At 46.9% G+C, this 16,220-nt stretch carries 14 protein-coding genes and 1 pseudogene; 3 read left to right on the forward strand and 12 right to left on the reverse strand.

The features are described from left to right. Positions 1–192 precede the first annotated feature (192 nt). Complete coding sequence (locus AC1DN5_RS02840; protein WP_045925765.1) at positions 193–1,023, reverse strand: PRD domain-containing protein; 831 nt, start codon at positions 1,021–1,023, stop codon at positions 193–195. A gap of 23 nt (positions 1,024–1,046) precedes the next feature. Next, positions 1,047–1,361 carry a hypothetical protein gene (locus tag AC1DN5_RS02845; RefSeq protein ID WP_045925764.1) on the reverse strand — a complete coding sequence of 105 codons (315 nt, stop codon included), beginning with the start codon at positions 1,359–1,361 and terminating at the stop codon, positions 1,047–1,049. 523 nt (positions 1,362–1,884) lie between these two features. Between AC1DN5_RS02845 and AC1DN5_RS02850 the strand changes: the two genes are divergently transcribed. Further along, positions 1,885–4,296, forward strand: coding sequence for a S8 family peptidase (locus AC1DN5_RS02850; RefSeq protein WP_366969876.1), 2,412 nt, complete (start codon positions 1,885–1,887; stop codon positions 4,294–4,296). A 41-nt stretch (positions 4,297–4,337) separates the two neighbouring features. Here AC1DN5_RS02850 and AC1DN5_RS02855 read toward each other — a convergent pair whose 3' ends face one another. From AC1DN5_RS02855 to AC1DN5_RS02870, 4 genes and pseudogenes are all read right to left on the reverse strand, one after another. After that, positions 4,338–5,339: an LLM class flavin-dependent oxidoreductase gene (locus AC1DN5_RS02855; RefSeq protein WP_049627614.1), complete on the reverse strand. Its 1,002-nt coding sequence runs from the start codon at positions 5,337–5,339 to the stop codon at positions 4,338–4,340. Positions 5,340–5,502: 163 nt separating this feature from the next. Next, positions 5,503–6,252: an oxygen-insensitive NADPH nitroreductase gene (gene nfsA / locus AC1DN5_RS02860; protein WP_047475928.1), complete on the reverse strand. Its 750-nt coding sequence runs from the start codon at positions 6,250–6,252 to the stop codon at positions 5,503–5,505. Positions 6,253–6,354: 102 nt separating this feature from the next. Beyond that, the gene (locus AC1DN5_RS02865) at positions 6,355–7,542 is read right to left on the reverse strand and encodes an FtsW/RodA/SpoVE family cell cycle protein (RefSeq protein ID WP_016937524.1); all 1,188 of its coding nucleotides are present in this window, start codon (positions 7,540–7,542) and stop codon (positions 6,355–6,357) included. A 194-nt stretch (positions 7,543–7,736) separates the two neighbouring features. After that, positions 7,737–8,195: pseudogene (locus tag AC1DN5_RS02870) on the reverse strand (GNAT family N-acetyltransferase). Positions 8,196–8,485: 290 nt separating this feature from the next. Here AC1DN5_RS02870 and ywcE point away from each other — a divergent pair. Then, on the forward strand, positions 8,486–8,746 hold the full coding sequence (ywcE, locus tag AC1DN5_RS02875) for a spore morphogenesis/germination protein YwcE (protein ID WP_016937522.1): 261 nt from the start codon (positions 8,486–8,488) through the stop codon (positions 8,744–8,746). A gap of 43 nt (positions 8,747–8,789) precedes the next feature. On the opposite strand, the gene qoxD is transcribed toward ywcE, so the two are convergent. Genes qoxD through qoxA form a run of 4 tightly spaced genes read right to left on the reverse strand, consistent with a single transcriptional unit; the run spans position 8,790 to position 12,731 of the window. Further along, the gene (qoxD, locus tag AC1DN5_RS02880; protein WP_045925758.1) at positions 8,790–9,158 is read right to left on the reverse strand and encodes a cytochrome aa3 quinol oxidase subunit IV; all 369 of its coding nucleotides are present in this window, start codon (positions 9,156–9,158) and stop codon (positions 8,790–8,792) included. Between the two features lies 1 nt (position 9,159). Further along, positions 9,160–9,774, reverse strand: a complete 615-nt coding sequence (qoxC, locus tag AC1DN5_RS02885) for a cytochrome aa3 quinol oxidase subunit III (RefSeq protein ID WP_003150930.1) — start codon at positions 9,772–9,774, stop codon at positions 9,160–9,162. A 14-nt stretch (positions 9,775–9,788) separates the two neighbouring features. Then, complete coding sequence (qoxB, locus tag AC1DN5_RS02890) at positions 9,789–11,738, reverse strand: cytochrome aa3 quinol oxidase subunit I (RefSeq protein ID WP_016937520.1); 1,950 nt, start codon at positions 11,736–11,738, stop codon at positions 9,789–9,791. 27 nt (positions 11,739–11,765) lie between these two features. Continuing rightward, positions 11,766–12,731, reverse strand: coding sequence for a cytochrome aa3 quinol oxidase subunit II (gene qoxA, locus AC1DN5_RS02895; RefSeq protein ID WP_366969961.1), 966 nt, complete (start codon positions 12,729–12,731; stop codon positions 11,766–11,768). Positions 12,732–13,232: 501 nt separating this feature from the next. Here qoxA and AC1DN5_RS02900 point away from each other — a divergent pair. Beyond that, complete coding sequence (locus tag AC1DN5_RS02900) at positions 13,233–13,478, forward strand: GlsB/YeaQ/YmgE family stress response membrane protein (RefSeq protein ID WP_014419187.1); 246 nt, start codon at positions 13,233–13,235, stop codon at positions 13,476–13,478. Positions 13,479–13,494: 16 nt separating this feature from the next. Here the strand turns inward: AC1DN5_RS02900 and galT are convergent, their stop codons facing one another. Further along, positions 13,495–15,036 carry a UDP-glucose--hexose-1-phosphate uridylyltransferase gene (galT, locus tag AC1DN5_RS02905; protein WP_366969877.1) on the reverse strand — a complete coding sequence of 514 codons (1,542 nt, stop codon included), beginning with the start codon at positions 15,034–15,036 and terminating at the stop codon, positions 13,495–13,497. Next, positions 15,026–16,210: a galactokinase gene (locus AC1DN5_RS02910; protein ID WP_366969878.1), complete on the reverse strand. Its 1,185-nt coding sequence runs from the start codon at positions 16,208–16,210 to the stop codon at positions 15,026–15,028. The genes galT and AC1DN5_RS02910 overlap by 11 nt, the downstream gene beginning before the upstream one ends. Between the last annotated feature and the right edge of the window lie 10 nt (positions 16,211–16,220).

Genomic DNA, 16,220 nt, shown 5'->3' on the forward strand with positions numbered 1-16,220 from the left:
ATAAGACCTAAAATTCGCCAACGAAAAAGGTAAGCATGATCCCTTTTTCATGTACGCAAATTTTAGGTCTTGCCTGCATAACCAGTCACAATCCCGCCGGATTCAGTTTTATAATGCGCTATCATTTTATTTCATGACAGCGCTTTCGTCAATATATTTTCAAAAAAAAGTCTGTTTCTCCAAACAGACACGTTATTCCGGGTTTTTTTGAAGACGCTGGACATGCAGCGTAATATAGCCGGCCTCGGATTCCGGCAGTTCCAAATCATATTCATTTTTTAAAAACGCCGCCAGTTCAAGCGCACACCGATAAGCAAACGGATACTTTTTTTGGATGAAATAAAGCATCTCCTCGTCCATGGAGTGAAGAGCTTCATTTGAATCCAACCGGCTGACCGCATACCGCAAGTGCGTGACGAGGCGCTGATAAGAAATACTGTCTTCATCAACCTTCTGTTCAAAAAAGGATTCGATCTTTTCGATCATTTCTTTGATCATGGTTGTATGCTTCATCGCCGAATACATGCTTTTGGCATCCGCCTTAGCAGTGTGGATATGAAGCGCGATATACCCCGCCTCATCGTCAGGCAATGATATACCGAGGGTTCGTTTCACGTGTTCGACCGCCCAACGGCCGATTTCATATTCTTTTTTATAGAGCGCCTTAATTTCATGAAGCAATCGGTTATGCACCTGAAAGCCGTTTTGAATCCTTTCGATCGCAAAGGATAAATGGTCCGCCAGCGCAATGTGGATATGATCGCTCAAAGGCGCCGCAAGCTCTCCCTCCGCATGGCTGATGATATCCTCAGCCGCTTCTATATGCTCTTCGGGAAGCGTTTCTAACACTTGTTTGAACTTTTCATTTTCGTCGTGCACGACAAATATTTTTTCAATTTTATGTCTTTGAATCACATCATTTTTTCTCTTTTGAAAAGCGATTCCGGGACCCATTACGATCTTTTCCCGTCCGTCTTCTTTTATTAACGCCGCATTGTTATTTAATACTTTGTCTATTCTCAAGAGGTTCGCTCCCGTTCATATGTTTAGTGGGATTGTACCCTCTTTTTCATATGATGTAAAGGCACCGGACCTGCGCGCTCCCGTTTCGGCAATTCTTTGAGGACCGGCACCCACCGGTTTTTATCCAGCCTGCCGCAGGCCGATTTCGTCTCATCGGTCAAGTCCGCCGATCGGACTCGGCTCACAAACGAAAATGCCCCAGCCGTCCGTTTCGCTTTCTTATGATAGACAGCTTGGTTTCCATACACAGCGGCTAATTGATATCTTCCGTTACCCGGCGCCATCCAGTTCATCAGAAAGACCATCCACACCCGTAAAGATACCAGCAAACGTTTCATTGCAAATCATCCCTCCGCTTCTTTTTGACAGACAGCTTGTTCGCAGGCCTGTTTTCTCTCCGCTTTAACGGAAAAGGCGGCCGATCCTTCTCCGCTAAAAACTAGCGGGTCTAGCAACCCTATGACTCTATGATAGACGCGGCCGGGCGAATTGTTTGTCACAATATGAGTGAAAAAACAAACTAGTTTTCAGAAGTTTTGTTGAAAGCTGATGGAAATGACCTGAAAAATGGAGAAGCGATTAAAAAAGTTATACACACTTTATCCCTTGGTTAAGCACAGCTTAAACACAAGTGATATCCACATATCCACAAACATGATCTATATTTTGTATAGGAACATTCGTTCCCAACAATATATATACACAAATTTATTCAGTTATGCACAGGATTCTGTGTATAACTCCCTCCTTATTCACAGGACAATTTCCAGAAATGAGTCCTATGTCACAAGGAATATTTTGAATTTTCGAGAAATATATACTAGATTTCTAATTTAGATAAAGAAAAAGGGGGAAACACGATTGAAAAAAGGAATCATCCGTTATCTTCTTCCGGCTTTTGTCTTATCCTTTACCTTATCCACAAGTTCACAGGCGGCGCCGGCTTCAAAATCTCAAGCTCCTGATCTTGAGAAGGCAGAGGTGTTCGGTGACATTGATATGACCACCGGCAAACAAACGACGGTCATCGTAGAGCTGAAGGAAAAGTCACTGGCGGAAGCAAAGGAACTCGGTAAAACACAATCAAAAGGCAAGCTGAAAAGCGAACGCGCAAAAGTAAAAAACAAAGCGCTCAAAACCATTAAACACGGAAAGATCAACAGGGAATATGAGCAGGTGTTTTCCGGTTTCTCCATGAAACTCCCGGCCAATGAAATCCCGAAACTGCTGAGTGATCAGGATGTCAAAGCGGTTTATCCGAATGTCACCTATCATACCGATCAGCTGAAAGATAAAGACATCACCCTTGCTAAAGATGCCGTGTCTCCGCAGATGGATGACAGCGCGCCTTATATCGGGGCAAATGACGCGTGGAAGCTCGGCTATACGGGGAAAGGCGTCAAAGTTGCCATTATTGATACGGGCGTCGAATATAAACACCCTGACTTAAAGAAAAATTTCGGACAATATAAAGGATATGATTTTGTGGATAACGATTACGATCCTGAAGAAACGCCGTCCGGTGATCCAAGAGGCGCGGCGACTGACCACGGAACTCACGTCGCTGGCACAGTAGCCGCAAACGGAACGATTAAAGGCGTCGCGCCCGATGCAACGCTCCTTGCCTACCGTGTGCTCGGTCCCGGCGGAAGCGGAACAACTGAGAACGTCATCGCCGGCATCGAACGCGCCGTACAGGACGGAGCAAATGTCATGAACCTCTCGCTCGGCAATTCTGTGAATAACCCGGACTGGGCGACAAGCACGGCGCTTGACTGGGCGATGTCAGAAGGCGTCACGGCCGTTACATCAAACGGAAACAGCGGGCCGAACAATTGGACCGTCGGCTCTCCGGGAACGTCCAGAGAAGCCATCTCCGTCGGAGCGACACAGCTGCCGCTGAATGAATACGCCGTCTCCTTCGGTTCTTATTCCTCAGCGAAAGTGATGGGCTATAACAAAGAAGATGACATAAAAGCACTGAATAAAAAAGAAACAGAGCTCATAGAAGCGGGTATCGGCGAGCAAAAGGATTTTGAAGGCAAAGATCTGAAAGGAAAAGTCGCAGTCGTCAAACGGGGCAGCATCGCCTTTGTGGATAAAGCCGACAACGCCAAAAAAGCGGGCGCGATCGGTATGGTTGTGTATAACAATGCCCCGGGAGAAATTGAAGCCAACGTACCGGGCATGTCCGTGCCGACGATTAAGCTTTCATCAGAAGACGGCGAAAAGCTCGTCAGCCAATTAAAAGCGGGCAGCACAAAAGCGACATTCAATTTATCAGTGGCTAAATCGCTCACTGAACAAATGGCAGACTTCTCGTCTCGCGGTCCTGTTATGGACACATGGATGATTAAACCGGATGTCTCAGCTCCCGGCGTAAACATCGTCAGCACCATTCCGACGCATGATCCTGCCAACCCGTACGGCTACGGATCGAAGCAGGGAACGAGCATGGCCTCCCCGCACGTAGCCGGCGCAGCTGCCGTCATCAAACAGGCCAAACCGAAATGGAGTCCGGAACAAATAAAAGCCGCTCTCATGAATACGGCAGAAACCTTAACGGACGCGGACGGTGATGTATACCCGCATAATGCGCAAGGTGCCGGAAGCATCAGAATCATGAAGGCAATTAAAGCAGACTCCCTTGTCACCCCGGGAAGTTATTCTTACGGAACGTTTATGAAAGACAAAGGCAACGAAACGAAAAAAGAAACCTTTACGATTGAAAACCAATCGTCCATCAGAAAATCATATCAGCTCGAGTACTCTTTCAACGGCACGGGCATTACCGTTTCGGGCACAGACCGGGCCGTGATCCCCGCTCATCAAACCGGAAAGTTCAATGCGAAGGTAAAGGTCAATGCCAAAAAAGTAAAGGCAGGGACCTATGAGGGAACAGTCACAGTGCGCGAAGGCGGAAAAACAGTCGCAAAAGTGCCGACGCTGCTGATTGTAAAAGAGCCGGACTATCCGCGGGTAACGTCAATCGACGTGCAGGACGGCACAACACAGGGAACCTACCAAATTGAAACCTATCTTCCGGCGGGAGCCGAAGAGCTTGCCTTCCTTGTATATGACAGCAATCTTGACTTTGTCGGCCAAGCCGGCATTTACAAAAAGCAGGATAAAGGCTATCAATATTTCGACTGGAACGGCAGAGTCAATGGTGACACCGCACTGCCGGCAGGAGAATATTACATGCTGGCCTATGCCGCGAACAAAGGGAAATCAAGCCAGGTGCTGACTGAAAAACCTTTTATCATTGAATAACCAAACAACCCTGCTGAAGCATCAGCAGGGTTTCTTTCTGATCATTCGGCGAAGGCTTCGCGAAGCAGCCGGTACGACTGAAGTTTATCTTCAAAATGATGAGTAATGGTCACAGCCATCACTTCTTCCGTTCCGTATGCTTTACTGAGAGCCAGAATCTGTTCTTTCACTTGCTGCTTTGTTCCGATGATCATTCGATTCCGATTATCGGCAATTCGTCTTTGTTCATACGGTGTATACGTATTGCCGCGGACGGTTTCGTAAGACGGTACGCCGTGAAGCGGAATCCCCTGTTCACCCGCAAGAAGCGTATAATCCATGACGGCCGCGAGTTCCTCCGCTTTCTCTTCAGTGTCCGCGCACAGTACAAATACCGCCACGGCCGTTTTTGGTTCTTTTCCTAATACAGAAGGTTTAAATCGGCGCTTATATTGTGCCGTCGTACTTTCTCCGCCTTCTCCATTAATAAAATGGGCAAACATATAGCCCGCTCCCGTTTCTGCGCTCAGAAGCGCGCTTTCCCCCGAAGAACCGAGAAGCCAGACTTCCGGCGCCGTCTTAATGAGTGGTGATGCGGTCAGATTCGGAAAACGGTGATTTTCGTCGGCAGCATCATGCAAATACATCGCCAGCTCACGAATCTGCTGCGGGTATTGATCAGCATTCCGCTTCCCGCCGTCATTCAGCGCCCATGACGCGATCGGCATTCCGCCCGGCGCCCGTCCCAATCCGAGATCGATTCTGTCCGGCGTCAAACCTTCAAGCACGCGGAAATTCTCCGCCACCTTATATGCGCTGTAATGCGGAAGCATGACACCGCCCGAGCCTACACGGATTCTGTTCGTTTTCGCCGCAATATGGCTGATCAGCACTTCAGGGCTTGAACCCGCCAACCGCTCTGAAAAATGATGCTCTGACACCCAAAACCTCTTATATCCGAGTTTCTCCGCCTCCTGCGCGAGCCTCACTGTATCCCGCAGCGCACTCTCTGCAGTACTCCCTTCTGATACAGGAGATTGGTCTAATATACTTAATGAAATCATCACTGTCACCTCCTCAACATCGTACCACTGCTGGGCCGTTTTTTCTTTCTGTATGCTTATAAGCATCTCTGATGCTAAACATTTATATACCTTGTTCCATTTTGTCGAAATATGTTACACGTGAAACATGAAAAAAACCTCTCCTGACAGGAGAGGTTTTTTCTTAATTTTTTTGAAAGCCTTTATCTTTTACATATTGATTTAAATACGTTCTCGGTTTTTGTTTCATGAACTGCAGAATTTGATCAGACCATGTTTCAACCCGCTTGCCGTTTGTCCGTTTATCATAATAGTCGGAGATGGTTTCATCATATTCCTTCATATAACTGCGGAAGTTTTCTTCATTCGTATCGTACGTGTTTTCATGATATACGGCTTGTTTCGGCAAACGCGGCTTTTGACCTGACGGATGAGCCGGGTGGCCGACTACCAGACCGAACAGCGGCAGCACATGGTCAGGTGTACCGAGCACTTCCGTCACCTGATCAAGTTCATTCCGAATGCCTCCGATGTAACAAATGCCAAGGCCCATTGATTCTGCGGCAACACTTACGTTTTGTGCAGCAAGTGCGGCATCAATGACGCTGACCATAAACATTTCCGTATTCTCAAGAAGCTCAGTAATGTTTTCGCCTTTTTCTTCAGCAAGTTTTTTATGACGGTACAAATCAGCGCAAAAAACAAACAAGTGCCCGTTATTCTCGACGTAAGGCTGATTTCCGGCCAGCGCCGCCAGCTTTTGCTTTTTCTCCGGATCGGTTACGCCGATGATGGAGTAAGCCTGTACGTAACTGGATGTTGACGCCGCCTGGGCGCTTTTCACTAATGTATCTATCTCTTCTGCTGTCAGCAGCTCGTCAGTAAATGATCGGATCGACCGATGATTAAGTATAGTTTCGATGGTATTGTTCATATAAAAGCCTCCTTCTCTATATATCATATCCCAAAGAGAATCATGTCAAAAGCAAAATGCTCTGAACAAAAAAAGACAGCCCGAAAAACGAGCCGTCTGACATTATGAATTGAACAAATAACTTTTATATTTCGTCAGCTGCACACTTGCGTTATATACAATCCCGAAGCTGATCAATGTAGATAGCACCGAGCTCCCTCCATAGCTGACAAACAGCAGCGGAATTCCGGTAACCGGCATAATGCCGATATTCATCCCGATGTTCTGGAAGGTGTGAATCACGATAAGTGCAGTAAATCCTACGCAAAAGAACGCGCCAAATCGGTTAAAGGCATGCAGACGGTCAATCAGCACCACAAGCCTGTAAATTAAAAAGAAAAACATGACAACCGCAATGGCACAGCCTAAAAACCCAAAACTTTCACCCAAAATCGCAAAGATAAAGTCGGTCTGTCCTTCAGGCACGTACACTTTCAGATTATGAACGCCGTTTCCGGTAATACCGCCCGATCCGATCGCCATAACGGCCTGATCCACCTGCCAGCTTTTGTCACTCTCTGCCTGTGTCGTAGCCGCGCTTGAATCAGACATCCACGATGTAATCCGGTTAATTTGATAGTCCGCAATGCCGATTGAATTCGCCACATGGGGAAATTCAATTACGAGCGCTAAGAAAAGGGCGACAACAAGGGCGGCTGATCCGCCGATAATGGTGATCAGCTTCCAGTTCACACCCGACATAAACACCATCACCATAACGATAAACAGACAGATCGCTCCCGTTCCGGCATCCTGCAAAACGATCAGTCCGATCGGAATCACTGTCCATGCCGCAATTTTCAAAAGCAGATTCACATCTTCCCGAAGTGATCTTTGATCTTTCGGGCTTGCCTTCGATATAATGGACGCGACCATCATCATAATTCCTATTTTCGTAAACTCAGATGGCTGGAGGGTAAAGCTTCCGATTTTAAACCAGCTTTTTGCCCCGTTCTTAATCGGGGCGATGGATTCCGGTGCGACACGCAAAAGAAGCAGTGACAGCACGCCGGCAATTAATACGTACAGACTCAGTTTTTCAAGCTGCTCTAAATCAAAATACATAATACCGACCATGAGACCGGCTCCGATGACATAAAAGACGATCTGTCTCATCCAGGCATCACTTCCATACTGCCCGAACTGTCCGGCCGCATAAATCGCCGCAACACTAATTATTAAAAACACACCAAATATAAAAATCAAATCCCCCTGATAATAGGGATTTTGCTGTTTCTTATATCGACTCATTCTATCCCGCCTTACATTTTCATCGGAAGTCACTATTGTTTATTATACATGAACACCGTTCAAGAAAACATGATGAGGTTGTTTCTTTTTACGGTTTGGGGACTACACGACATATGACGTGTCAGAAAAGGAAATGTTTCGGTCATGGTGAAACTTTTCTGATAAAAAACCCCCTTCTCGTCAGAAAAGGGGGTTCATCTCATGTTTAATGTCATAAACAAACTGTTCGGATCCTCATTGTAGTCTGCAAACGGTCCACAATATTGAAACCCGGTTTTTTCATACAGGCGTCTGGCGGGGAGAAAAGCATCCATCGAACCGGTTTCCAAGCTGATCCGCTGATAGCCTCTCCGTTTTGCTTCTTCAATTATATGGTGAAGGATTCGTTTGGCCGCGCCTTTTCTGACATGCTGTGGAGAGGTTTTCATTGATTTCACCTCACCGTGCCGGCTGTTCAGCTACTTTAAGGCGCCGCAGCCAAGCAGGACGCCGTCTTCCCTCGCACTCCAAAACGTAACGTCAGGCTGGCGCAGGCGGTCCGCATTGAGCGCGTGTATACTCTCCGGGGGAGAATGCAGGGTCATGCTCTTCAGATGCGCCTGCAAATGCGCAATGACATCCGGCGCTGTTACATCTTCTTTCCTTACGTGCACTTCAACCACCCTTGCTGTGCATATTTTCTTTGACCATAGCAAAGGTTCACAGCCTGCGCCACTCCATTGTACGAAAATGTGACAGGTGTTTGACCTTTCCGGTTTCTTGTACCTATCCAAAAATGAGGCAATAGTTGCAATACATTTCTCGAAAAAGCGGTATCAAAAATTGGAAAACATGGTATAATAATTGTAACAAAATGTTCAAAAAACGACCACAAAACAGACACATTTTATTCTCTGTATTTCATTTTGGAAACGTTGCCATAAAATGAAAGGAGACATGTAAGATGGACATGTTTTTTGCTTATTTACTGGTCGCAAGCGCAACACCCCTCTTTATCTGGCTGGATAACAAAAAAGTGGCCCTCTCGGCCATACCGCCAATCATTTTAATGTGGGTTTTCTTCTACTTTTACGCAACCAGCAGTCTATCCCCTCTCGGCCACACACTCATGATCATCCTGTTTGCCGTCAACGTCATCGTTGCCCATATCGCCGCCTTTATCATTTACGGTCTTCCGCACCTGCGCCGGAGAAGAAGCCGATAAAGGCACAAAAAACCCTCTTCGCCTGAACGAAGAGGGTTTCTTTTTATTCCTGATGTTCGGAATGTTGTTTCGCACCGCCTGGAGGGTTTCCATCCATATGGTCACCGTGTTGGTAGTGCGCCGCAAAGATCCAGATGGAACCAAGGATGATAACAATCGCTCCGAAAAATCCGAAGAGCGTGTTTCCGACTTGAATTCCGCCGTTTTCGCTTTCTGTCATGTGCATGAACATGAGAAGCTGCAGGCCGGCTTGAATAAATGCGAATCCGAAAATGATCCAAAGTTTTGCTGATGAGCTTAAATCTGTATATACCGCAACCCAAAGGGCCAGCAGGGTCAGAATAATAGACAACGCAAAACCTACGATATGCTTCCACGGAAAGTGGCTGTGTTCAGCAGATTTGTTTGCCATATTATAGTCCCCCCAATCCGATGAGATAGACGCCTGTAAAGATGAAAATCCAAACAACGTCTAAGAAGTGCCAATATAAACTTGAGATAAAGATTTTTGAAGACGTCTGCGGCGTTAATCCGCGTTTCTTCAATTGCAGTAAGATGCCGGCAATCCAGAAGATACCGATCGTTACGTGCGTTCCGTGCGTTCCCAGAAGGACGAAGAATCCAGACCAGAAAGCACTTGTACCGAGAGATGCTCCTTCATGTACATAGTGGATGAACTCGTTAAGCTCACATCCGACGAAGCCCGCGCCGAGAAGAAGCGTAATGATCGTCCAAATGACGACGCCTTTTAAACTTCCGCGACGCATTTCATGAACAGCGATCCCGCAGGTGAAACTGCTGATCAGAAGCAGGAATGTCATGATCATGACAAGCTTAACTTCAAATAATTCAGCCGGTAAGACCCCTCCTGCTGTTCTTCTTTGAAGAACGAAGAAGGTTGCAAATAGTGTTGAGAACAACACAATCTCTGCCCCTAAAAAGATCCAAAACCCGAGAATATTGAGTCTGCCGGTTTCAGATTGATATTCCATAGGCGCGTTAGAATTGCCGTGTTCTGCATGTTCCATAAATCACGCCTCCTTTATTCGGAAATCTTTCTTTCCGTCTCTTTTATTTCCTCAACAGGTATATAGTAGCCATTGTCATATTCAAATGAACGAAGCACCATGCAAAGCAGAATGCCGATCAAGCCGACAATGCCCATCCAGAACCATTCAAATACAAGTCCGAAGCCTGCAAAACCGAACGCGACTGACATAATAAGCGGTCTGCCGGAGTTGTGCGGCATATGGATTTTTTTGAATTTGCTTTCCGGATGAATATCCGTTTTGTCTTCTTTCAATTGCAGGTACGCATCTTGAGATTTCACTTCAGGAAGCACCGCAAAGTTGTAGTGCGGCGGAATCGCAGATGAAGTCGCCCACTCAAGCGTACGTCCCACGCCCCATGAATCTCCGCTGATCTCGCGAGTAGAGTAGCGGAAGCTGTAGTAGATGTTGTAGCAAAGGATTAAGAATCCGACACCCATCATGAAGGCTCCGACAGTTGAAATAAAGTTTAACGTAGTCCATCCGTCATTCGGTCCGTAAGTGTAAATACGGCGAGGCATACCTTGCAGCCCCAGGAAGTATTGAGGGAAGAAACATACATTAAATCCGATCATAAAGATCCAGAAGAACCATTTTCCGATTCTTTCGTTCAGCTTGTGGCCGAACATTTTCGGATACCAGAAAATAAATCCTGCGAAACAAGCAAATACCGTACCCGCGATCAGCACATAGTGGAAGTGAGATACAAGGAAGTACGTATTATGGTATTGATAATCCGCTGCAGCCATCGCGAGCATAACCCCTGTTACCCCGCCGACAACGAAGTTCGGGATGAACGCAAGCGCCCACAGCATCGGTGTTGTAAAACTGATTCGGCCTTTATACATCGTAAAGAGCCAGTTAAAGATTTTAACCCCGGTCGGAACCGAAATCGCCATCGTTGTAATCGAGAAGAAAGAGTTAACAGACGCACTGTTCCCCATTGTGAAGAAGTGGTGAGTCCATACAAGGAAACTCAGGACGGAAATGGCGATAATAGAGCCGACCATCGCTTTGTAACCGAATAACTGCTTTCTTGCAAAAGCTGAAATAATTTCAGAGAAAATACCGAATGCCGGTAAGATAACGATATAAACTTCAGGGTGTCCCCAAATCCAGAATAAGTTAGCCCAAAGCATCGGCATACCGCCGGCTTCCAGCGTGAAGAAGTGAGCGCCGAACAAACGGTCAAATGATAAGAGCGCCAATGCCACTGTCAGAACAGGGAAGGCGAATACGATAATAACCATTGTAATCAGCGTCGTCCATGTGAACATCGGCATACGCATCAGCGTCATGCCTTTCGTACGCATTTTCAGGATTGTCACCATAAAGTTGATACCCGTCATCAGCGTACCGATACCGGCAATCTGAAGACCGAGCAGGTAGAAGTTCTCACCAGGCCCAGGGCTCATGTCGTTGCTTGCCAGCGGCATGTAACTCGTCCAGCCTGCGTTCGGAGAACCCCCGATAACGAAAGAAATATTGAATAGCATCGCACCTACGAAGAACGTCCAGAAACTCAGGTTGTTCAAGTACGGGAATGCTACGTCGCGCGCACCGATCTGCAAAGGTACGACAACGTTGATCAGACCGATTAAAAACGGCATCGCCATGAAGATAATCATGATCGTACCGTGAGTCGTAAAGATCTCATTATAGTGGTTTGAGTCTAAAAAATTGTTATTAGGAAGCGCTAACTGGGCACGCATCATCAAGCCGTCTACCCCGCCGCGGAACAGCATGATAACAGCAGAGATAATGTACATGATTCCAAGCTTCTTATGGTCTACGGACGTAAGCCATTCAGACCAGAGCCACTTCCACTTTTTGAAGTATGTGAGTACAACGATGATAGCAATAGTGGAAAGCGCAATGGAAACTTGTGCGCCCAGAATTAATGGGTCACCTGTTACAAAAAATTCATCCCATCTCAATTTCATTCGGGCTTCCTCCTTTCTTGTTCAATTTCAATCTTGTTTATCGTCGGATACTTTAAATTCGTTTTTCTTTACATTTTCCCACGGATCTGTTTTAGAGTGCGGTGATACGGCTTTGTAGCCAAGGCGTTTGCGCGCCTCCATCGCATATTCGGCATCTTGGCCGTGGTCAACGTATTTTAAGTGTGTAGAAGAGAACGTTAATTTACCGACATTCTCCGGAAGCATCAGTTCGTCATACTTCTCTTTCGTCAGCTTTGGAGAATTGTTTTGGGCTTTTTTCACCCAGCTGTTAAAGTCTTTTTGCGTAACGGCTTTTACGTTGAATTTCTGGTCGGCAAAGTGTTCGCCGGTGAAGTTCGCGTTGCGGCCTTCATATGTTCCCACTTTGTCAGCCTGTAAGTATTGATCCATCAGCATTCCCGCCATCGCGTATTTTTGTCCCCCAAGCTGAGGAATCCATAGCGACGCCATTGAATCTGCTGAAGAAATTTTAAATAATACCGGACGGTCTACAGGAATGTTCAGGTAATTTACCGTCTCAATATCCTGCTCAGGGTAGCTGAATACCCATTTCCAGTCTACCGAAGTAGCATAAACGACAAGCGGTTCTTTATCCTTAGTCGCTTCAGGCGCTTTTTCTAACGAATATATCGTCTGTACGGTAGGCACAGAAAGTGCAATGACAATTAAAATTGGGATCACTGTCCAGACTACTTCTAAGAACGTGTTGCCGTGCATCTCAGGCTTGTAATTTCCGCTGTCTTTGCCTTTGCGGTCGCGGTATTTCACTAAAATGATTGTAAATAGTACGAATACGACGCCGACAATGAACAGCATAAATCCGATTGACAAGAGAATCAGATCTTTTTGCTGGTCTGCTACAGGTCCTTTCGGATCTAACACGGAAATGTCGCTGCATCCGCCCAGTACGAAAACAACAGCCAACATCGCTAATAAAAGTAACGGTTTAAATGCTCTGAACAAGAAGATCACCATCCTTCCTATTGATGTAGTGAATCTGAAATGTACTTTCTCAAAATCTTTTCTCTATCTACCTTGTTATGCTATCAAAATCTGCTCTTATTAGCTTTATTTTTTTCTAAAGTTCATCTTTTTTTCGCCCTAATGTCACAAAATCGTCAAAAAATGCATGAACTTTTTTCACTTGCGTAAATCAAACATAAAAAGTTTTAGATCATTTAGCATATATAGAGAAAAAAGATAGTGAGAATGAATAATACCAAATAAAGGTTTACCACAATAAAAAACGCGGGTCAACAAAAAGTTTCATTTTGTTAACCATTCCATAAAGAAAATAATTTCCCTTTGCTCTCACCTTTTCACACGGTTACCATTTTAACGCAACGCATAGGGAAAAAAAAGACCGGAACGCGCCTTGATATGTTCATTATAAAAAACACATTCCTATGTTTAATATAGACAAAACGAAGGAATCATATAGGCATAAATAATAAAAAATAGGAAGTGATATTTATGAGTTTTATCGTATCTCTGATTGTTGCCATTATTATCGGCTGGATCGGAAGTTTATTTGTAAAAGGAAGTATGCCCGGGGGGATTATCGGGTCAATGATCGCAGGTCTGATCGGCGCATGGATCGGGCACGGCCTGCTCGGCACATGGGGCCCTCACCTTGCCGGCTTTGCCATCATTCCGGCAATCATCGGAGCGGCGATCGTGGTATTCTTATTCAGTCTGATCGCCAGAAGCAGAGGATAAAAAAAAGCCTCGTCCCTTAAGGGATGAGGCTTTTTTCAGGCAGAGCGTGCAAATGGCCGATAAACCGCCGGAAAGCCGCTCTGCCTTCTTCTGTCTGTTTAAAGACGCCGGCATGCTCCAATATCCGCGCAAAGACATGGCCGATTTCTTCTTTTAGAATCTGTTCCGCGTTTTCTTCCGTTACCTTCCGCTTATGCAGCACGCCGAGCGCCCAATCTTTATGCTTGGCCGCAAAAGGATCGGCCGTTAAGGCCGCATCCGGGTCCGGTGAGCACAGCGCTTCAGCCGTGCGTTTCAACTCTTGTTCAAGACGCCCCGGCAGAATCGCCAGCCCCATCACCTCAATCAGTCCGATATTTTCTTTTTTCAGATGATGAACTTCCTGATGGGGATGAAAAATTCCCAGCGGATGTTCATCAGAGGTGCGGTTATTTCTGAGGACGAGATCTAATTCGAATAAACCGTTTCTCCGCCGGGCTATCGGCGTAATTGTATTGTGCGGTGTTTCCCCTGAATAAGCGAGGATATCCGCCGCTTCATCGGTATAGCCGCGCCATGCCCGCAGGATGGTGTCCGCCGCGTCAGATAGCTCAGATGCGCTCTCGCTTTGCAGGCGGATGACCGACATCGGCCACTTCACAATGCCCATCTTCGTCTTCGGATAATCAGGCAGCCTGTAACGGCTTTCTGTCTCCGCCTGCGCCATGGGAAATTCATGATCGCCGCCCTGAAAATGATCGTGGCTTAAAATACTGCCGCCGACAATCGGCAAATCAGCATTGGAACCGAGAAAATAGTGAGGGTACTGGCTGACGAACGCCAGCAGCCTGTCAAACGTTTTTTTGCTGATCTTCATCGGTTCGTGCCGGTCTTTCAATACGATGCAATGCTCCCGGTAATACACATACGGAGAAAATTGCAGAAACCACTGCTCCTCGCCGAGAATCACCGGAATGACGCGAAGGTTTTGACGCGCCGGGTGATCCGGCCTCCCTTCGTACCCGACGTTTTCTTTACAGAGAACACATCTCGGATACTCGGATTGAGGCTGCTCTTTGGCAGCGGCAATTGCTTTCGGATCTTTTTCAGGTTTTGAAAGGTTGATCGTGATATCCAGCTTTCCGTAAGCCGTCTCAGCCGTCCACCCGATATTCCGCTGAATTCTGTCCGAACGGATATAATACACATCCTCTGAAAATCGGTAAAATGCCTTTGTCGCCTGCTCCGGCCCGTGCACCGCCTTTGTTTCTTCAAAGCGCCGGACAATCTCAGACGGCTGCGGGGCAAAGCAGCCCATGATCTTCGCACTCAGCAGATCGCGATATGTGTCTGTATCGGCTGCAATCCGGCCTGTTGCTGCCGCCCATTCGTAAATCGGGGCCAGTATGTCCGGCAGAGATGCCTCCGATTCATTTTCCGTCCGTGCTGATGGCGCCGGATGGGTGATATGCAAAGTTTCATATAAACGGTTTCTTGTATATTCAATATCAAGAAAGGAAATCAGCTCTTTTTGCAGTCCGTACCGGATTAAACGTTCCACATGCCGCTCAATCGCCATCGTCATCCCCCCTTAGTTCTCTCGCTCCGGCTCCGATGTCCGCCGTATAAAAATCGGCCTTTCCCCCGGTCTGTTCCTCATAGCAGGCTCCTGCCGTTTCAATAAAATCTGAAACCGCATCATCCTTGACGATACTGACCGTACAGCCTCCGAAACCGGCTCCCGTCATCCTTGACCCGACAACCCCCTCGTGGCGCCAGGCCGCTTCAGCCAGTGTGTCCAGCTCAAAACTTGTCACCTCGTAATCATCGCGTAACGAGAGATGCGAATCCCTCATTAATTCACCGATATGATGAAGCTGATTGTTACTGAACATGCCGGCTGCCTTTTTGGTGCGGTGATTTTCATAGACGGCGTGTTTCGCCCGGCGCCTGTTCACTTCATTCTGAATCAGCTCCGCATGCGAATCAAAAGCGGAGGGAGACAGCTCCCCCAGCGACTGAATGGAAAGGTGCTTCTGCAGATCATAAAGCGCTTCCCGGCACTCCTTGAGCCTCGTATTATAGCCTGAGTCTGCAAGCGTCCGTTTTTTATTGGTATTCGCAATCACGATCGACAGTCCCGACATCCCGAGTCTAATATATTCAAAGGCGAGCGTTCCGCAATTCAGCAGGATCGCATGATGTTTCTTTCCCATCCCGACGGCGAATTGATCCATAATGCCGCAGCTGACGCCGATAAAGGAATTTTCCGCCGCTTGAGCCAGTTTCACCAAATCGGGCATATCCGTATCAAGCTCATGACATTCCTTGAGAATGACCGCCGTGACAAGTTCAATAGAAGCTGATGATGACAGCCCTGCGCCGTTCGGGATATTTCCCCAGAATACAATATCGAAGCCGTGCGGAAGGGAAAAACCGCTGCGGAGGCATTCCGCCATGACCCCTTTCGGATAATTGGCCCACCCGTCCTCTTTCTGATAGCGGATATCATCGAGACTGCATTCTTTTATGCCTGCTTCCTTAAAATTGTGAGAGTACATTCTGACGAGCCTGTCCCCTCTTTCTCTGACGGCTGCATATGTACCGATCGTCAGCGCGCACGGAAAGACGCAGCCCCCGTTATAATCCGTATGCTCCCCGATGAGATTCACTCTGCCGGGCGCAAAGAAAAGACGCAGACCCTCCGATTCCCCGAATACATCAGCAAACGCTTTCTTTATTTTGTGTTTCATACGCATCCCC

This window comes from Bacillus sp. 01N42_2 (assembly GCF_056399565.1).